Consider the following 18592-nt stretch of genomic DNA (forward strand, 5'->3'; position numbering starts at 1 on the left):
GCAAGCAGAGTTTCCGTGCCGATCTCATCGCCTGTCCGCACTTCTCCCGCAAGGCGTCGCAGAGTAGACAATTAGGGGTCGAAAAAGCCTGTGATTGCAAGCCTCAGAGCTACGAAAATTGACCAACCTAAGTGATTGTATTCCCTGCGCAGTTTCTTCTTTAGCGCGGAAATAAGTGTCGATTTCGGCACTTGTTTGAATGCCCGGAAAACGAACCAAGAGCCTCTGTCGATGCCCGGTTTGGGTATCGGCAGAGGCTCCTTTTTTGTGTCTTTTCCTTGAATTTTACCGTAAAATCATTCGCTAATCCATAGTAACACCATTAGCGTTTCTGTATCACTATGGTTCTAAACCATATAATATTCATGAGCGATTTAGAAAAGGAACAGGTAAACGCCCATGATTGATAAACGAATAGGAAAGCGCGTTAAGCAAGCCCGTGAGCGTCTTGGTATTACACAAGAGGATCTTGCAGAAAAGACCGGCTTAACCACAAATTATATTTCCACCGTCGAGAGAGGGATGTCATTTCCGCGTTGCGAGAAGCTGATTATTTTGCTCAATGGCTTGGAGACATCCGCTGATTCAATTTTCTGCGATGTCTTAGAGCATAGCGGAGAGGCAAAAGCCTCAGAACTCTCAAAGAAAATTGCTGATCTTCCTCCCGAAGCGCAAAAGCGTATTTTGCAAATGGTTGAGTTGATGATCCAGCAAGAGAAGGATAACATGAAGTAAGCTCATTGAAGGCTGCGTGATTTTTCACGCAGTTTTTTCTTTTGCCGACTTATTTCTACAAATTTCTTGATTTTCTATGCTATAATCTATGTATAAGCGATTTAGAAACACACGCTAATACATATAAGGAGATCAAGAATATGAAAAGTTGTGCCTTCACCGGACACCGACCTCAAAATTTACCCTTTGGCTTTCGTGAGGATGATGAACGCTGCACTGCGCTCAAAGAAACCCTAAAAAAACAAATTATCCCTTTGATTACAGATGAAAATGTCACCCACTTTATCTCTGGCATGGCTCTCGGCGTTGATATGTACGCCGCCGAGATCATACTGGAACTGAAAAAGACTTATCCTGGCATTACGCTTGAGAGTGCCATACCGTGCGAAACACAGGCAGCCAAGTGGAATGCAGCAATGCGCGAAAGGTACTATGGCATTGCTGCTCAATGTGATAAAGAAACGCTTCTTCAAACGCACTATACTCCTGACTGCATGGACAAGCGCAATCGGTACATGGTAGATCACGCTGATTACATCATTGCAGTATGGGACGGCAAGCCCAGCGGTACAGGCAAGACAGTGATGTACGCCCAAAGCAAGGGGAAGGTAATCATCAAAGTCAATCCGGCAACACTTGCGGTTGAACGGTTATAAATGCCCAAAAACGCCTCCACAAATCAATCCTTGCTTAAATCGCAAAAATCATTTCTAAAATACAAACGCAGTACACGATTCCGCGATTGTGGAATCCGTGTACTGCGTTCATTTTTTTGTGCAGCCTTTCACGGCTCAAGAAGAAGTCACTCTGTTTCGGAAAGTCGAATAGTGCCTCCTATGAACAGCACATCGAGTCAATGAATCTGAATCGCTGGAAACGGTTATTCGTTTCTGCTGCACTGTAAAAGCCAAGTCAGAACTGAATAAGATTACAGTAGATCGTTCAGTAAATTCATACACTTGACCTTCTGTTGGAGGTTTGCACTTCCGTAGACATTCAGTGTAAAGGACACATTCTTATGACCGAGGATTTCAGAGAGCGACTTTATATCAAACTCCGGAATCTCAATCGCCCTGACCGCGAATGTGTGTCGGATCTCATGGAACTTCACCTTCTCCAATCCATTCCGTTTCAGGAAACGGGTGAAGAACTGTCGATAAGTACGAGGCTCTGTCGGCTTTGTTTTGCCGGTCAAGAAGTAGTGGTTAGGGTTATCCGTGTAGAACTTCTTGATAATGTTCATCAGAAGAGACGGAACAGGGATCGTCCTTGCAGAAGTTTTCGTTTTGGGCGGTCCGATGTGAAGATAGGACTCGCCCTTCTTTTTGTCATAGATGCGCTGGACAGTCTTATTGATGCTGATGGTCTTATCTGTCAACGAGATGTCCTTCATCTGCAATCCGCAGAGTTCTCCAATGCGTACTCCGGTAAAGAGTGCAATGAGAATGCCAGCAGTCTTCCTGTTCAAGTTCATGTAGATACACTGAATCAGAGCTTGCTCCTGATCCTTTGAAAGAGAAACTACCTTCTTAATGCCAAGTTCCTTCGGGTACTCGACGAGATCCCAGTTCAGCAGTGGAATTGCCCTTTCTTTGTACGCAAACTCCATCGAAAGTCTGAGAACGAGGATCACATCCCGGATGGTCTTTACCGTTAGCCCTCCGGTCTTGTCCAACCTACCGGCATCATGGAGGTACGAAATGTAGCTCTGGATGTCCGTTTCGGTGATGCTGCCGATCTTACGCTTGCCGAAGTATGGAATTAGATGATTTTCGGCAATCAGAGTAAAGCTGGCATGGGTTGACGGCGTGATCATTGGCTGCTTTTGATTTAGCCAAGTGTTCACAAGCGTCTTGAATTGTGTATTGTTAGTCATATTGACCACCTCCACGAACATTATCCGTTGGAGGGATAATCAGGGCAGTATATTCCTCAAGTAACGGTCTTGAGAAGCGTCCGAAACTCCGGTTTCCGGGCTTCGATGAGCCGTGGAAAGAAACTACTTTATCTGCGCTTTTCTCTAAAAGTACACAGAAAAATGCTGATGGACACATCACGAATGTAATTTGCAATTCCGCAAAGCTCGGTCTTATTCCACAACGCGAGTATTTTGATAAGGACATTGCAAACAGCGATAACACAAACAGCTATTATATCATCCAGCAAAATGACTTCGTATATAATCCGCGCAAATCGTCCGATGCTCCATACGGTCCGATCAGCAGCTATAAGTATGCAGAGGATGGCATTGTTTCTCCGCTGTATCTTTGTTTTCGTGCGAAAGACGAAATTAACCCTCTGTACTACGAGTGGTACTTCCGGTCATCGGCTTGGCATAGATACATTTATATGTCGGGTGATAGTGGTGCGAGACATGACAGAGTAAGCATCAAAGACGATACTTTCTTTGCTATGCCCATCAACCTTCCGTCAGAGCAGGAACAGAGCAAAATTGCGTCCTTTCTCCAAAGTCTGGATGATAGAATTGCTGCACAAGAGAAACTTGTGGCATCCCTCAAGAAGCATAAAAGAGGATTATTGAATGCATTTTTTGCAGAAAAATCTGACTACTTTCTATTTTCTGACGCTTCCGCCTTAAAAATAGAGGAAGTATGCGATGTGCTGAGTGGAAAACGCATTCCAAAGGGAGAAACATTTTGCTCTCATCCTACGGAATACCGTTACATCACTGTATCAGATATGGGCGAGAAATATGTGTGTTCAGATAATTTGCAGTATATTTCAGAGCATACAGAAAAGCAGATTTCTCGTTATAAAGTCAAAGGTGGAGATATTATAATATCCGTTGCCGGTACTCTTGGAAAGTTGAACATTATTACCTCTGACTTGGGAGGCGTGAATTTAACCGAAAATTGTGACCGGTTTACAAACTTTAGAGGGGTTGGTTCCGAGTACCTTTACTATGTCCTTTCGTCGGATTTGATACAGTCACAAATTGAATCTTCAAAGACAAAAAATGGGCAACCCAAACTCGCCCTCGAACGGATAAGAAACTTCACCATTCCCGTACCACATCAAGAAATACAAGAACAGTTAGTTAAGGTGATGATTTCTCTTGACCAATATATTGCTTCTCAGCTTGCAATCCTTGATAGGTATTGCAAACTGAGAAGCGGGTTACTGCAACAGCTCTTTATATAAATAACTGTTGCAACATAGATGCTTTGACTTTCTCCATACGAAGTATTAGGCGCTCTTCTTTCTCTATCTTTGCATCCAATTTTAAGAGAAAGGAAGAAATCCGCTTCTGCTCTGAAACAGGAGGTCGCAAAACCTTTACCGCGCCAAGCTGAGGGCTTGTTAACTGAGGAACGCCTGTTGATTCGATGTAGATGGATGTTGCATTGATCATGTAAGCGAAAAAATCCACATCATCATCATGTTTGGGGACTAATGAGAGAAGACGAACAATCGGAACATATTTGCAGTGACGAGCTATTGCATGACCTACTTCGCCCCTTCCAGAAACAGTGATGGAATCACCTTCAATTTTGAAGTAGTTTGCATAGCCATATAATCCGCTATTTGTCAGAGCGTTGGCAAATACCGGATATGGATGGTTTGCGGAATATGAAGATGAGCTATTTTCACGATCAATATCTCCCCCGGCAGAAATATTAAATATTTCTGCCAAACTTACAGTTTCCCATTTTTTGTGGTCAGCATCAGTGAAAGTCAGCGATCCTGAAATTAGAGCCTTAACGACACCTCTTTTATGCTTCTTGAGGTTATCTACGAGAGACTGCTGTGCCTCTATTCGATGCTCTAACGCAATCATGAAGTCTGCGATTTTTCGCTGCTCCGCTAAATCCATCGGTATGTAATGCTTTGTGTCAAAGAACTCATCAGTTGGAACATTCAAAAGCCCATGATTTCTTGCTCCTTCGGCAGAGATCATGTAAATTTCACGATACCATTTGAGCGAATCGAAGTAGGCTTTTATAAAATCAGAATCGTGTTTCTTGAGTGCAAAGCAGATATAGAGTGTTGAAAGCGCGCCCATATCATAGCGGTCAAGACGCTTGACGGAGCCAAAGTCGTACCCGACTGAATAACTCTTGTTGTAGGCATATTCGCCATTCTTCAAGAGATAATAGCCACTCATGTCTTTGCTGGCAACGGTCTTATTGAAGTAGCTGATCTGATCCACAAGCCCGTCTTTGGACGAAATTGTGAGGGGAAGACTCGTTTCGTTATTGGTGTTCTTCCGTGTGACACGCTCAGCAAAATCTGAAAGTTTCTCAGCTTTCCACGGCTCATCGAAGCCCGGAAACCGGAGTTTCGGACGCTTCTCAAGACCGTTACTTGAGGACTATTTCAGCAACCGAATACTGGCTTGTAGCAAAGGTAAATCCCTTGCGGTAGCAGAGATATTCCGCTACTGCAAGGGATTTTGTCGGTCATATAGCTCCATTCTGCTTGCTTGATCAGAAGCATAAAAGAGGATTGCTACGAAAGGTTTTTGCTAAATTGAGTGATAGTTGCGAGAAGCGAAATCTTAAGGAAGTTTCCGTATTATTTGCCGATGGTGATTGGATTGAGTCTAAGGATCAAGCATTAGATGGAATCCGACTTATTCAGACGGGAAATGTCGGCTTTGGCGTTTACATAGATAAAACTCAAAATGCCAAATACATTTCAGAGACTACATTCCACCGCCTAAACTGTTTGGAAATATATGACGGTGATATTCTCATTTCCAGATTGCCAGAGCCAGCCGGGAGAGCCTGCCTATTGCCCAAAAGCACAGAAAGAAGGATTACAGCCGTTGATTGCACTGTTATCAGAACAGACTCATCTGTCATAGATAGGAATTACCTTCTCCAATTCCTATGTTCTGAGCAATATCTAAAAACAGTTAATTCCTTTCTTGCCGGTGGAACACGCCAAAGGATCAGTCGAAAAAATCTTGAGGGAATAGAAGTTCCTTATCCCTCCATCGACGAGCAACGATATTGGGGAAGTTTTTTATGCAAAGTTGATGCTCGTATTTCTAATGAAGAACAGCGTCGGAGCAGTTTAAGCAGACTGCGATGCTTTATGTTGCAGCAGCTCTTCATATAAAGAGCTGTTGCAATAATGAAGTGCGAATTCGCAGTAGTGCCACATGAGTACGACTTGCGTGATCTATACGCGAATCCAAAACAGTTAGCATATTTGCGATTTTTTGTTGTGTTCTGTAAGGCGGACAGCAGATTTCAACATTTCCTACCAATTCAGAATTAAGATTGTTTACGCAACTACCAGCAGCAAAGCGTTTATATTGAGCGATCACATTATCTGAGCCGAGATAGTAACACAAGAATCTCTTCTCAAAGACATTGTTCTCATCTCGAATGAGTAGCCACCCGTCATGGATGCATCCGTCAATTTGAAGGATGTACGGTCTTCCAAAACTCATAGAGTTTGATAAGATCAAATCCCCCTGAAAAACTCTTCTGGATTTCTTTGCACCAGAGGGAACAATTTTTTCTCTTGTCCGAGTAATGTAAAGGTCATCAGCAGAAGTATCGCCAATCTTGATCCAGTTGATGCCATCCGTATCATCAGTAATATAAGCGTCTATTGGACGAGGCGAGCCGCCTCGATGAATGCTCACATAATCACCTAAGCGGATCGTGCTGCATTCTCTTTCAATCTCCGAAAAGACTTTGCTAACGACACCTCTTTTATGCTTCTTGAGGGATGCCACAAGTTTCTCTTGTGCAGTTATCCGTTCATCAAGTTTTTTGAGGAAATCAGCAATGTGAGTTTGTTCCTTCAATGAAGGTAAGTGAAGAATTACACTCATGTAATCATCAAAAGAGATGTTCAGCAACCCGTCCATACGAACGCTTGAAGAAACAAGGCGTTTAAGCTGTCTATCTATCTTAGGATTATTCAAGGCAGTAGCAACATAGGGCGTATGCTCTGCGCCACTGACCTTGAAACAATGATAGACATACGGAATACGCGCCTCATCTTCGGTCAGCTCGTAACAGCAGCCATACTGTTTTGCTTTTGATGCACCGTGATTGTATGCCAATTCGCCTTTCTTTAGGAGAATATATTTCTTGAGACTTTGACCAGCATTGTCTCGTGAATACTTTTCGGACTGCATGATAAAGCCATTTCCTGCACTAAGCATCATAATAGGCGCATTTGAGGTGGGATCAGTACGATTAACCAATGAAGCGATTTGACCTAATGTAATTGTTCTGTACGGCTCATCGAAGTCCGGAAACCGGAGTTTCGGACGCTTCTCAAGACCGTTACTTGAGGATACATTTTCCATAATTACTTGCCCTCCACATCAAAGGGGAAATCAAGTCCCAGCTCATCGAAAAACGGTTTCAGTTGTGCGTCGATGCCTTTGATCTCAGCCTGAATATTGCGGATTTCTGCTGCAACAGCATTGAGGTCAATTTCCTCTTCCGGCTCAAAGGTATCAACATAGCGAGGAATGTTCAGATTGAATCCGTTCTCTTCAATCTCCTGCATAGTGGCAACATGGGCGTACTTATCGACATCCACACGATGCTCGTAGGTTTCGACAATCTTATCAATGTCGCACTCACGGAGGATATTCTGATTCTTTCCGGCTTCAAAGTCGTTGGACGCATCAATGAAGAGGATGTTATCAGAGTTGCCGTTGCGCTCCCTCTTGAGGACAAGAACACATACCGGAATGCCTGTGCCAAAGAAGAGGTTTGCAGGAAGACCGATAACAGCGTCCAGCACATTCAGCTTTTGAATCAGGTGCTTACGGATCACTTCTTCCGCTGCGCCACGGAACAGAACGCCGTGAGGCAGCAGAACAACAGCTCGTCCGTCTTCGTCCATGTGGTAAACCATGTGCTGCACAAAAGCAAAGTCAGCCTTGCTCTTAGGCGCAAGTTTGCCGTATTCATTGAAACGCTCGTCCTCCATGAAGTGCATATCAGCAGACCAATTTGCAGAATACGGAGGATTTGCAACCTGAACACGGAACTTCATGTCTCCGAAGTAGTCATGTTCAAGCGTATCGCCATTGTAGATATTGAAGTTACGATACGGGATGCCGCGAAGGATCATGTTCATTCGGGCAAGGTTATAGGTGGTCGAGGTCAATTCCTGACCGTAGTAGTTACGCACATTTGCATAGTTCTTGAGGCGAAGCAGCAGAGAGCCGGAACCGCAAGTCGGATCGGCTGCGTCCTTAACATCGGTTAAGCCAAGACAAGCAAGACGGCACAGCAGCTCGGCAGGACCCGAAGGCGTATAGAACTCACCGGCTTTCTTACCGGCTGTGGCAGCGAACTGACCGATCAGATACTCGTAGGCATTACCCAACACATCAATCTTCGTGTCATCCACGCTGAAATTGATCTCGTCCAGAGAAGCAATGATTTTCGCCATGACAGCACTTCTATCTTTAACGGTATGCCCCAGCTTCGTAGAATCAAGCTGCATATCGGAGAACAATCCGTCAAAGTCTTCCTGCGAATCGTTGCCGATAGTGGATTCCATCAGAGCGTTGATTGCTTTCTGCAAGAACTCAATGTCGAAGGAACGGTTCTCAACCATCTTGACCATCTTGCGGAACAAATACTCCGGTTCGATGATGTAGCCGAGGTCACGCAGAGCTTCTTCTACGATGGCAGCCTTATATTCTTCGTCATTCCAAGCATCCTCGTAGCCGATATTATCGTCTTTGAGAAGATTAACCATGTACTTCTCGGTCTTGTCGGAGAGATAGTAATAGAAGATCATGCCCAAGATATAGTTCTTGAACTCGTATGCCTCCATGTTACCTCTCAGGGCATTTGCCATCGCCCATAGTTTGTTGCAAAGCTCTTTCTGGTGAGCCTGAATAGAATTATCCATTGTTCTCTCTCCTTATTGGTATTTCTCAGTATGCTGCCGGATAAATTCGACGATCCGGTTGACCAAAGACCTCTTCTTGAGCAACGGCATGGGCTTCTCAATACGGTCACGGATGTTTCCTGCATCCATTGTGCCGGAGAACTCATACTCAGAAATGATGTCCGTCAGCATGGAGGAATCAATATCCTCAGTCTTTGCGAAAGCAACGATCTCTTCTCGTTTTGCTTCATTTTCAAAGTCGTTGTATGCAGCGTCAATCTCATCCGCACTTTCAAGTCCGACAACGACACGATCCAAGAACGCTTGAAGAATTTCAACCTTGCGAAGCAACTGCGGATTATCCGTTCTGCTCAATTCTTCCTTGATGTGCTTGATGTCGTAGTCCTTCTGCTTCTTGTCATCAAAGTGGATGTTGCGGATCAAGTTCATGATATAGGCAACATTGATGCGGTCACTCTCCATGATCTCAATGCAGAAGTCCACATCATTCAGGACAGATACGACTTCTCGATCAGTTTTTTGCCGGGAGTAAAGCATCAGATACTTGCTCTTGTAGTCCTGATACTCCTGCTCGGACATGATGAGCGCATCCTGATCAAAACTGAACTCAATGAATGTCTGCAAGGATTGGAGGTATTTTGTCAGCTCACGGAAAGTGATGACAAACTTCTTCTGGTCATCCTCGCTCTGCATGGTATCGACGGACTCAGGGTAGAGTGCCACTTCCTTGAGCCTCATAACCATTTCATTGAACTTCTCAACAAAATACTGATAGCCCGGAACAACAATGCCAGAGGTGTCCTGACTCTTGGAGAAGAGCGTCAGCGCATCATCTGTCCGTTTTTTGAGGTTGCGGTAGCAAATGATGATACCAAACGGTTTTGTTTCTTTCTCGACACGGTTCGTGCGAGAATAGGCTTGCAGCAGATCATGGTACTTCAAATCCTTGTCCACATACAACACAGAGAGCTGCTTGCTGTCAAAGCCGGTCAAAAACATATTCACGACGATGAGAATGTCCAGCGACTTTGTTTTCTTCCCTTTGACTCGATCTGAAATATCCTTGTGATACGCGGAGAAGGTGTCGGTAGAGAAATTCGTGCCGTACATCTCGTTATAGTCCTTGATGATACGCTCCAAAGCATCTCGGCTATGCTCGTCCTTACCCTCAGCATCTTCGTTCTGCCCATAGGAGAAGATACCGCTGATGTTCAGATCGTGTTTGATCTTCTTGAAGATGTCGTAATATTTGACAAGAGCTTCAATGGAGGAAACAGCAAAGATAGCCGTGTACTGACCATTTCTCGTTTTGGCTTTGTGGTTCTGGACGATGTGGTTTGCAATGAGGGACATTCTCTCATCCGACATATAGAGTTCGCCAACATCAATCGCGTCAGCCAATGTCGGATCGTCCCAGTCAAAATCGCCTTCCATCGTCTTTATGTACTCAATATGGAAACCGAGGACATTGTTATCGAAGATAGCATCCTTGATCAGATAGTTATGCAAACATTCCCCAAACAGCATTTCGGTGGTCTGTGTGATCTTGCCCTCCGTCTTTCCGTTTACTTCAAAACGGGGCGTACCGGTAAAGCCAAAGAACTGCGCTTTCTTGAAATGCCGAACAATATCCTTGTGCATATCTCCGAACTGGCTGCGGTGGCATTCATCAATGATGAAGACAACCTTTTCGTCACGGTATGCGTCCATTACCTTTTCGTATTGAGGACGCTTAACGGCATTTGCCATCTTCTGCATCGTCGTGACAATGAGCTGCCGGTTCTTATCCTTCATTTGCCGCACAAGAATGTCTGTGCGATCTGTGACATCAACAGAGCCAGCCTCAAACTTGTTAAACTCTTCGGTGGTCTGAGAGTCCAAGTCCTTACGGTCAACAAGGAAGATAACCTTCTTGATGTTCGGATTGGCTGCGAGGATTTGAGCTGTCTTAAAGGATGTCAGCGTCTTTCCTGCACCGGTGGTATGCCAGATATAGGCGTTGCGATTTGTGAGCGTAGCCTGCCTTATAAGGGCTTCTACGGCATACACCTGATAGGGGCGCATGACCATCAGAATCTTATCCGTATCGTTCAGGATGGTATAGCGTGTCAGCATCTTGATGATGTGATCCCTTGCCAGAAAAGAGATTGAGAAGTCCTTCAGGTTGGTAATACGGATGTTGTTGAAATCCGTCCAGAAGAAGGCGAGGCTATACATCAAGTCCCTGTCGGAGTTGGCAAAGTATTTGGTATCAACGCCGTTGGAGACAATGAAAAGCTGAATGAAGTGATATAGTCCGTTATAGGAGTGCTTCTTATAGCGCATGACCTGATTGACTGCTTCTCGAATGTCAATCCCCCTGCGCTTTAACTCGACCTGAATCAACGGCAAGCCATTCACAAGAATCGTTACATCATAGCGGTTGACATACTTGCCTACAACCGTTGTCTGATGTGTAACTTGGAAGATATTCTTGGTGTGATCCTGATCGAAGAAGGAAAGGTAAACCTTCGTCCCGTCCTCACGCTCAAGGACAAACTTGTCTCTCAGAATTTTTGCGCTCTGGAACACGGACTTTCCAAGCATGAGGTTAAAGATACGCTCCCACTCTTTATCGGTGATAGGCGTATCAAGTTTGGGCGCATTGAAGGCTTCAAACTGAACTTTGAAGTTCTCCACCAATGCGTCATAATCAGGAATATCGACTGTGCTGTATTCCTGCTTGTTTAGCTGCTCTATGAATTGTTGCTCAAGAGCCGCTTCGCTCTGGTATGCCATATCTTCATCTCCAATACTTGAGGATCATTTTTGGTTGCCAACCGATCCTCATTTTATTCTATCACGGCTACTGTCCGATATAACGGACTCATTTTCGTTTTATTTCCAATGTCACATCGCCATTATCCGCAATGGACATTTGCATCGTTTTCAAATACTTGTCCACAAACTGCTTCTGTTCCGAAGAACTCATTTCAATTCGAGTCGCTCTTAACGCCTCTGTGAACATCTCGTAGATATTCAGCCGCACCGCCTGATCTATGTAATGATACATCTCTTTGAACAGTGCGCCGATCTTAATATCCTCTGCATTGCCGGAGTAGAAGTCATCAATGTAGCAATAGAATATACCGGCATTGACAAGTGCGTTCTTCAAATCCGGTCCGCAGTTTTCGCGCTCTATCATGACAAGGAACCGAGCCTCCGGTAAAGAAGAAATCAGTCCCCAATAGTCGGAGTCGCTGGACACCAAAATAAAGGAATCCACATTGTTTTTGTAATGCTCCTGACAAGTTCGGGCAATCAGCATCACATCGACCAGAGACTTGTTCTGCTTTACCCGTTCGGTCATCATGTGTTCGACCGGGATGTGGGTAAAACTATCCAGAATACGCCAAGCAGATGCACTATGCACATCATCAAACAGGATGATGGATGCTATCTTCTGTGTGTACTGATAGTCCAGATTCTTGAGCGTAGCGCAGAGCTTGTACGGATCAGAGTTTTCACAATCTACCACTACGACAACCTTTTCGCTGCTACCAATAAACTCGTAGATGCTTCCTTTAATGTAACTTCCAGCATCAGAAACTTTACTGTACTCTGTAAAGTAGTCACCGTTCATTTGATAAAGCAGCGTCACGAATTTTTTATCGTTATAGAGCAGATTACCGACATCCTCCGGTTCCCAGTTTATATACATCTGGTAAGGATAAAAGAGCAAGTGAGCGTAATAAATATCTGCTGCTGCTTTTGTCCCTTCCTCTTTCAAGCCATCTGGCATGAGAAAGAGGTTTTTTACATACAGCCAATTCAGCCAAAGAGGAAATAGCTTCTTGCAATTATTGATCCGATCAGAAAGCAGCTTGTTTATCTCAACGATATGCTGACTTAGCTTCGTGCTGGACTTCTTTATAAAACTAATGCCATCCGCATTTAGTTGTTGAAGGCTATCCTGCGGCACATATTCCGGCATACTGCTGATTGAGAGATAACTAAACTTCATACGCTCGTTGATATGCTTGAAGTTTCTTTCAATCGCTGTCCTTATGATACACAAATGACGGATTATCCGTGCCGTTTTGTCTGCATCAAGTTTTTCGTATATCTCTATTTTGGGTGCTTCATGCTCATTATCAAAAATTCGTTTCGGAACACCAATCAAATATGCAACCTTAGAAACAATTTCATAGGTGCTGTCTCTGTAGGTGACTCGATCATCTGTGGGAAACGCCTCCGCTTCAACGAGGGCATTTTTCTCAGTCACAGCATTCTCAAGGACATCCATATATGCTCCTTTCGCTGAGGTATTTTTCTCTACCTATAACAAAATAGCCGCACGAAAACTCGGACCTACTTCTTGCCCGTTCGCACAGCTTCACATATATCTCCAATGTCACAATTCAAATAGTCGCAAATGCGCAGCAGAACAGAGAGAGCTACATCCTCGTTCTTATTGAGCTTACTCATCGTGCCAGGAGACAGCTCTATATCCTTGCGTAAAGTTGATTTTGGGATCTCTCTTTCGATGAGCATGACCCATAATTTCTTATAGCTTATCTTCATAAAAGCACCTCTCTCAAACGCTTATAGTGAGACTCATTATATTATACACCAAACGCTTCAAATTTTCAATACGATACTCCAAAAATTCAAAATATATTTCAAGTTCATGGAGCGCATTACGAAGAAGAAAGCCTGAGCCGATTTATTCATACGGCTCAGGCTTTGGTGGTTATTCCAACTCGCTACTTTTGGCTTTTTCATGCTCCTGTGAAAGCGCTGGACTGAGGAAATCATCGACATTTGCCTTCATGGTATCAATCACTTTAGCCTCTTTTTTGAGCCTTGCTCGTTCGTCGTAGAGACGCTGCTGCTCTTCCAAAAGGCGTTGCTGCTCGGCTTGCAGAGACTTCATACTTGGAAGTTTTTCACCATCTTGCATAGCAAGCAATGTACTCTTTGCTGCTTCAAAAACGACAAGCTCTGCCTCGTGCGCAGCTCGAAAACTCGGCTTGTTCTTCGTCTTTGAGTAGGCATCATAGACCGGCTTGAGCTTTTGATAGGTTGAGATATTCTTGATAAGCGGCTGCACCTTTCGGAGCTGCGCTTCAACGACTTTCAAGTCAGCGCCGGTACGCTCATAAGAACTATGAATGTCTTCGACTTTCTTTTCAAGATCGGCATATTGAAGCAGCTCGTTCTCAGTGAGGTAGTTTAGCGTTCTGGCGGCTTCTTTGAGGATCTTAATCTTCATAGAATGCTCAAAGCCCTTGCTGTCGATCTGCTTAATTCTGTTTTGAATATCGCTGATGAGAGAGATGTTCTTCCTACCGTTCTGCATCTGCCGTCTGCGGGCATTGCGTCCTTGAATGCGTTCCTTGATCCGGTCCTCGGTGTAGTTATCTCCGATGGTTTTTGCACGGGTGAAACGCTCTTGCCCTTCGGCACGGAAGGAGATGTATTTGCCGGTTTTGATTTCATATCCGGCGTCCTGCATCAGCTTCAAAAACTCATCGTAGTCCTTTGATGTGATCACACAGCGATCAATGGTCTGCTTGAGTTTTTGCTTCCAACTTGTACCGCGTTTGGCTTCGGTGTATTCCTTGTAGTCCATGCCTTTTCCCTGAGAGGGAGGAATAACTGACAGCCCGTGTTCAGCACATATCTCATCACTGAGATGCCGCATCTCACGATAGGTTTTCTTATTGCTTCGGTACGCATGGAAGTCTACATAGTTGACTGCGTTGAAGATAATGTGATTGTGGCAATGCCCCTTGTCGATGTGCGTTGCAATCACATACTCGTACTTTCCCTTGAGCCATTCGTCGGCAAACTGCTTACCGATTTCATGCGCTTGTTCCGGGCTGACTTCATCAACCGCAAAGGATTGAATCAGATGTCTGGCAATCACCTTTGGCATCTGCATTCCTTGTTGAACGGCAAGAGATCTTGTCCACTCAAATTCCTTCGCTGCGGCATCACTGGCAGCACATCCGTAGGAAGAGACATAGAGCTGGTCATCTGTTTTCTGCGGATCAAGAATGTATGCGAGAGCCTTGTTCACAGTTCCTCGGATTGGCTTGATTTTAGTAATCGCCATATCTCAGCCTGCCTTTCTTTCAGCTCTGCAACATCGTCCTCATAGAAGTGTCCTGTGGAGTTAATTCGGCGGCAAATGTGATTGATATTTGCCGCTGCACGAGATACTGCGGCGGCAAGTTTCTTCTGCTGCGTGTAGTCCACTTTGATGATGTAACCGTCAATCGCCATCTTGCGAAGATACGCTCCCATGTTCTTTGTACCAAGCTGTTTCATCTTTCCTTTGATAATCCGCTTCTCGTCATCTGAAACAAAGAAGAGTATCTGATTTGGTCGTGTTCTGTTTGCCATAAGCGGTTTGTCCTTTCGTAAAGATAGAGGGTTTGGGAGACATCCCAACAAGCATTTTCGGGATTAAGGGGAGGGTTTCCTTAATCCAAAGTCGCCGTGTGTATATACACCGGCTGTGCTTGCTAATCTCCCAAAATCGTATTCCCCGAAGATTCCTCCGTGAAATGTCCCTTCACTTTACAACGGACACAAAAAGGGCGTTTGTTGAGTACCGGATTTCAAAAAAGTCAAAAAATCATTGGATTTCCCATGTGAAAGCCACTGTGTCTGTCACATCAATATCAACCGGCTCAATCTCAGGTGCGGCGCACTTGCTCATCGCCATGAGAGGCTGAATGCAGTCTTCAACATCGTAGCTTGTTCTGGAAAAAACATTGAGTTCGCCCCAGTTGTAGTCGATGTTGAGCAACTGCCCAAGCGTACTGCCTGATGCTTTGCAAAGAATCTCCGCCTTTGCCCTGGCGTTCTCCGTCGCATTGATCAGCAGCTCTTCGCTGACTCTTGCCGGGTTTTTCACGGTGAACGCAATGCTGAGTTCTGGTTGCGCCCCACAATCCGCAATCGCAGAAATGACCTTTGCAAGCTGCTTGCTGTCAAAGTCAAAGGCAAGTTTCAAGCGATAGCTGCAAGCATATCCGGCAAACTCTCGCTTGTAATTTCCTTGCCGATCCTTGACATTCTCGTACCTTGTCTGGACATCAAAGCTCGTGGTCTTCACGTCTTCCTTGCGATACCCAACGCGGACTGCGGCACCTTGCAGTCTTTCGATTCTCTCGGCAGCTTCCAACATTGCGCGGTCATATGTTTCAGATAAGACTTCAATGTTCAGGGATAGGATGATGTAATCCGGTCTTGCGGAGACATTGCCTGTCCCTTTTACGGTGATTGTTCTCATTACTTTCTCCCGTCCTTTCTGGAATTGAAGTCCTCATCAATACGTTTTTTCCAATTCGTACCCAGCGGTACGCTGCATCGGACAGCGGAAACCGCTTCGCTCAGAACTTCATAGTTGAGTTGCGTTCCCTCGCGGTCAGAGTGGTAATTGACCGCTCGATCTGCTCCAATTCCAAAATGCTTTGCCGTCTCAACTGCATCAATGTTTGCACCGAGGAAAAGAAACTCCCAGCCGTACTTTTCCTTCTGTCGCTCAATCATCTTCTTGACCTTCTCGCTGTCATAACGGCGGCTTGCATTCTCCATGCCATCCGTTGTGATGACGAACAGTGTGTGTTCAGGGACATCCTCTTTTCTTGCGTACTTATGGACATTCCCAATGTGATGAATCGCTCCGCCGATAGCATCCAGAAGCGCGGTGCAGCCGCGAACGGAATAGTCCCTGTCGGTCATCGGCTCCACCTTCTGAACCGGCACACGGTCATGGATAACCTCGCTCACGTTGTCAAAGAGAACGGTAGAGATCAATGCCTCGCCATTCTCTTTTTTCTGCTTTTCAATCATGGAGTTGAATCCTCCGATGGTGTCTGTTTCCAGTCCGCTCATAGAGCCGCTGCGATCAAGGATGAATACGATCTCCGTCAAGTTCTTTCTCATGTTTTGTACCTCCGTATATAAAAATATGACTGCTTGGTGTCTCACCTTACAGTCATATTGTACTTCGGTATTCACTTCATTTGGTCGCATGGCAAGCGACATTATTCTAAGGACAAGAACAGCTCTCCGTCAATGCTTAGGATGTCATCCATCGGAATCTTCGTGCCGTCCTGCATGGTAATCAGGCGCTCAAAGTCATCAACTTTTATGACTGCGCCGGTTGCAGTTACATACGCACCGCCAGCTTTGCGCTCATCAGGTTTGAAGTAGGTTATTTCAACCTCCGGCTCTTCATCAAGGGCATCCATGAGAAGCTGATACCTCATGTTCAAAGCGGTCAAGGCTCCCTCATCAAGCTCAATCCTTTCGTCGGTCAGACGTCCGGTTTCCTTGATTGCAGAATCATAGCCGGTGAGGGCGGCAAAGGGCGCAAACTGCGCTGCACGATCTGACATCGGCATTTGTGGTCGCGTTTTGGAAACGTGGTGAGGAAGTCCCATGATCTCGTCGTATTTTCCGTTCACGCCTTATGCCCTCCAATCTGCGCATTGCGGTCTTTCGCGGTTGCACCTTCTTCAAGATTCATTGCCTTGAGGATGGCGTTCTTTCCATACTTCTTCTTGATGGCAAGCGTGGCGGCTTGTATCTTCCGCTCACGCTCCAAAGCGGCATCTTCGGCTTTCTGTTTTTCCTCTTCGGCGGCATAGTCGGTAAAGAGGTCGAGCTGGACTGCACCGTCGTTTTTCTTCGGTACATCAGCTTCCGGCAGGACATGATTTGCAACAACATACATACGGCGGACAAGCAGATTCTTATCCACGATCCGGTCGAAGAGTTCTGACACAGCACACATTATTTTGCGGGTAGATGATGTGTGACCGTCGAGGTTGATAGAGCCGTGCGCCTGTTTCGGAATCTGCCTCCCATAATGATCTGTCTCAACCGCGCCGTGATACTTTGCCCGTCGTGCAGGATCGGTCAGGTTCTCGATGTCGTAGCCAACTGTGAGAACCATTTGGTCGGTGACAAGCCCCTTGTCCACCAAGTCCAGCACAAGCAAATCTGTCATTTCCCGCACAACCAACTTCGCCTTCTGCGGCTCGTAGGGACAGTGCAATACCTGACCGGAGCTGAGGCTGTTGGAGTTGGGACGGTATGCCTTGATTGCCTCAATAGTCGTAGGCTCCCAGCCCCACGCATGGTCGATGAGCAATTCTGCATTCTTCCCGAAGAGCTTGTAAAGCAAGTCTTCGTTCCGCTCTGAACAGAGGGCAACATCGCCCATCGTGAACATCCCGTTCTGCTCAAGGTTCTTGGAAATACCTCGACCCACACGCCAGAAGTCTGTGAGGGGCTGATGCGTCCAAAGCTCGCGCCGGAACTTCATCTCATCCAGCTCTGCAATGCGGACGCCGTTTTTGTCGGCGGGGATGTGCTTCGCCACAATGTCCATTGCCACTTTGCAGAGGAAAAGATTCGTGCCGATTCCTGCGGTTGCTGTGATGCCGGTTGTTTCAAGCACATCGAGGATGATCTTCATGGCGAGATCATGGGCGGAGAGCTTGTAGGTGTTCAGGTAGTCCGTCACATCCATGAACACCTCGTCGATGGAGTAGACTACGATGTCCTCCGGCGCAATGTACTTGAGGTAGACCTGATAGATGCGGGTGCTGTATTCCATATAGTACGCCATCCGGGGTGGTGCGATGATGAAGTCAATCGCCAGAGACGAGTTTGCTTGCAGCTCTGAGAAGAAGTGTGATGTGCCGTCCAGCCTGTGTCCCGGCGCGTCGTGCTGCCGTCCGGCATTTGCTTCTTTCACACGCTGCTTGACTTCAAATAGCCGTCCGCGTCCGGAGATACCGTAGCTCTTGAGGGAGGGCGTGACGGCAAGGCAGATAGTCTTGTCTGTCCGGCTTTCATCTGCGACAACAAGATTTGTGTCCAGAGGATCTAAGCCACGCTCCCGGCATTCCACGGAGGCATAGAAGGATTTCAGGTCGATTGCGATATAGGTGTGTTGTTTCATCTTCTAAGCCTCCTTCATAGT

The 18592-nt window shown here is 45.7% G+C and carries 17 protein-coding genes; 4 read left to right on the top strand and 13 right to left on the bottom strand.

The genetic code is table 11. The features are described from left to right. Nucleotides 1–399 precede the first annotated feature (399 nt). On the top strand, nt 400–735 hold the full coding sequence (locus BLA28_RS24415) for a helix-turn-helix domain-containing protein (protein WP_071699556.1): 336 nt from the start codon (nt 400–402) through the stop codon (nt 733–735). Nucleotides 736–875: 140 nt separating this feature from the next. Then, nucleotides 876–1391: an SLOG family protein gene (locus tag BLA28_RS24420; protein WP_071699557.1), complete on the top strand. Its 516-nt coding sequence runs from the start codon at nt 876–878 to the stop codon at nt 1389–1391. A 272-nt stretch (nt 1392–1663) separates the two neighbouring features. On the opposite strand, the gene BLA28_RS24425 is transcribed toward BLA28_RS24420, so the two are convergent. Further along, on the bottom strand, nt 1664–2611 hold the full coding sequence (locus BLA28_RS24425) for a site-specific integrase (protein WP_071699558.1): 948 nt from the start codon (nt 2609–2611) through the stop codon (nt 1664–1666). A gap of 245 nt (nt 2612–2856) precedes the next feature. On the opposite strand from BLA28_RS24425, the gene BLA28_RS24430 reads away from it, so the two are divergent. Further along, nucleotides 2857–3897 carry a restriction endonuclease subunit S gene (locus BLA28_RS24430; RefSeq protein ID WP_278336451.1) on the top strand — a complete coding sequence of 347 codons (1041 nt, stop codon included), beginning with the start codon at nt 2857–2859 and terminating at the stop codon, nt 3895–3897. Here BLA28_RS24430 and BLA28_RS24435 read toward each other — a convergent pair. After that, complete coding sequence (locus BLA28_RS24435; protein ID WP_143131519.1) at nt 3890–4906, bottom strand: restriction endonuclease subunit S; 1017 nt, start codon at nt 4904–4906, stop codon at nt 3890–3892. The two genes, BLA28_RS24430 and BLA28_RS24435, sit on opposite strands and share 8 nt — an antisense overlap. A gap of 320 nt (nt 4907–5226) precedes the next feature. Here BLA28_RS24435 and BLA28_RS34835 point away from each other — a divergent pair, with 320 nt between their 5' ends. Next, nucleotides 5227–5820, top strand: a complete 594-nt coding sequence (locus BLA28_RS34835; protein ID WP_071699560.1) for a restriction endonuclease subunit S — start codon at nt 5227–5229, stop codon at nt 5818–5820. Here BLA28_RS34835 and BLA28_RS24445 read toward each other — a convergent pair. The 11 genes from BLA28_RS24445 to BLA28_RS24495 form a co-directional block, all read right to left on the bottom strand. After that, nucleotides 5813–7030, bottom strand: a complete 1218-nt coding sequence (locus tag BLA28_RS24445; protein ID WP_071699561.1) for a restriction endonuclease subunit S — start codon at nt 7028–7030, stop codon at nt 5813–5815. The two genes, BLA28_RS34835 and BLA28_RS24445, sit on opposite strands and share 8 nt — an antisense overlap. A 2-nt stretch (nt 7031–7032) precedes the next feature. Further along, nucleotides 7033–8601, bottom strand: coding sequence for a type I restriction-modification system subunit M (locus tag BLA28_RS24450; protein ID WP_071699562.1), 1569 nt, complete (start codon nt 8599–8601; stop codon nt 7033–7035). A gap of 12 nt (nt 8602–8613) precedes the next feature. Continuing rightward, nucleotides 8614–11379: a type I restriction endonuclease subunit R gene (locus tag BLA28_RS24455; RefSeq protein ID WP_071699563.1), complete on the bottom strand. Its 2766-nt coding sequence runs from the start codon at nt 11377–11379 to the stop codon at nt 8614–8616. Between the two features lie 88 nt (nt 11380–11467). After that, on the bottom strand, nt 11468–12886 hold the full coding sequence (locus BLA28_RS24460; protein WP_081365657.1) for an NYN domain-containing protein: 1419 nt from the start codon (nt 12884–12886) through the stop codon (nt 11468–11470). Nucleotides 12887–12951: 65 nt separating this feature from the next. Then, nucleotides 12952–13164, bottom strand: coding sequence for a helix-turn-helix domain-containing protein (locus BLA28_RS24465; RefSeq protein ID WP_071699564.1), 213 nt, complete (start codon nt 13162–13164; stop codon nt 12952–12954). Between the two features lie 169 nt (nt 13165–13333). After that, entirely contained in the window at nt 13334–14701 is a 1368-nt protein-coding gene (locus tag BLA28_RS24470) for a relaxase/mobilization nuclease domain-containing protein (RefSeq protein ID WP_143131521.1), read from the bottom strand. Then, nucleotides 14662–14991, bottom strand: coding sequence for a plasmid mobilization protein (locus BLA28_RS24475; protein ID WP_071699565.1), 330 nt, complete (start codon nt 14989–14991; stop codon nt 14662–14664). Before BLA28_RS24475 ends, BLA28_RS24470 begins: the two co-directional genes overlap by 40 nt. Nucleotides 14992–15226: 235 nt before the next feature. Continuing rightward, on the bottom strand, nt 15227–15886 hold the full coding sequence (locus tag BLA28_RS24480; protein WP_071699566.1) for an SIMPL domain-containing protein: 660 nt from the start codon (nt 15884–15886) through the stop codon (nt 15227–15229). Then, nucleotides 15886–16542: a vWA domain-containing protein gene (locus tag BLA28_RS24485; protein ID WP_071699567.1), complete on the bottom strand. Its 657-nt coding sequence runs from the start codon at nt 16540–16542 to the stop codon at nt 15886–15888. Before BLA28_RS24485 ends, BLA28_RS24480 begins: the two co-directional genes overlap by 1 nt. A gap of 101 nt (nt 16543–16643) precedes the next feature. Further along, the gene (locus BLA28_RS24490; protein WP_008396798.1) at nt 16644–17066 is read right to left on the bottom strand and encodes a hypothetical protein; all 423 of its coding nucleotides are present in this window, start codon (nt 17064–17066) and stop codon (nt 16644–16646) included. Continuing rightward, the gene (locus tag BLA28_RS24495) at nt 17063–18571 is read right to left on the bottom strand and encodes a Y-family DNA polymerase (protein ID WP_071699568.1); all 1509 of its coding nucleotides are present in this window, start codon (nt 18569–18571) and stop codon (nt 17063–17065) included. The genes BLA28_RS24490 and BLA28_RS24495 overlap by 4 nt, the downstream gene beginning before the upstream one ends. Between the last annotated feature and the right edge of the window lie 21 nt (nt 18572–18592).

This window comes from Eisenbergiella tayi, assembly GCF_001881565.1.
In the GTDB taxonomy this organism is placed as follows: domain Bacteria; phylum Bacillota; class Clostridia; order Lachnospirales; family Lachnospiraceae; genus Eisenbergiella; species Eisenbergiella tayi.

Excerpts from the sequence above, each read along its gene's own strand:
- BLA28_RS24425 (WP_071699558.1), bottom strand. The coding sequence starts at position 2,611 with ATGACTAACAATACACAATTCAAGACGCTTGTGAACACTTGGCTAAAT.
- BLA28_RS24470 (WP_143131521.1), bottom strand. The coding sequence starts at position 14,701 with ATGGCGATTACTAAAATCAAGCCAATCCGAGGAACTGTGAACAAGGCT.
- BLA28_RS24445 (WP_071699561.1), bottom strand. The coding sequence starts at position 7,030 with ATGGAAAATGTATCCTCAAGTAACGGTCTTGAGAAGCGTCCGAAACTC.
- BLA28_RS24465 (WP_071699564.1), bottom strand. The coding sequence starts at position 13,164 with ATGAAGATAAGCTATAAGAAATTATGGGTCATGCTCATCGAAAGAGAG.
- BLA28_RS24420 (WP_071699557.1), top strand. The coding sequence starts at position 876 with ATGAAAAGTTGTGCCTTCACCGGACACCGACCTCAAAATTTACCCTTT.
- BLA28_RS24485 (WP_071699567.1), bottom strand. The coding sequence starts at position 16,542 with ATGAGAAAGAACTTGACGGAGATCGTATTCATCCTTGATCGCAGCGGC.
- BLA28_RS24475 (WP_071699565.1), bottom strand. The coding sequence starts at position 14,991 with ATGGCAAACAGAACACGACCAAATCAGATACTCTTCTTTGTTTCAGAT.
- BLA28_RS24455 (WP_071699563.1), bottom strand. The coding sequence starts at position 11,379 with ATGGCATACCAGAGCGAAGCGGCTCTTGAGCAACAATTCATAGAGCAG.
- BLA28_RS24450 (WP_071699562.1), bottom strand. The coding sequence starts at position 8,601 with ATGGATAATTCTATTCAGGCTCACCAGAAAGAGCTTTGCAACAAACTA.
- BLA28_RS24495 (WP_071699568.1), bottom strand. The coding sequence starts at position 18,571 with ATGAAACAACACACCTATATCGCAATCGACCTGAAATCCTTCTATGCC.
- BLA28_RS24415 (WP_071699556.1), top strand. The coding sequence starts at position 400 with ATGATTGATAAACGAATAGGAAAGCGCGTTAAGCAAGCCCGTGAGCGT.
- BLA28_RS24460 (WP_081365657.1), bottom strand. The coding sequence starts at position 12,886 with ATGGATGTCCTTGAGAATGCTGTGACTGAGAAAAATGCCCTCGTTGAA.
- BLA28_RS24480 (WP_071699566.1), bottom strand. The coding sequence starts at position 15,886 with ATGAGAACAATCACCGTAAAAGGGACAGGCAATGTCTCCGCAAGACCG.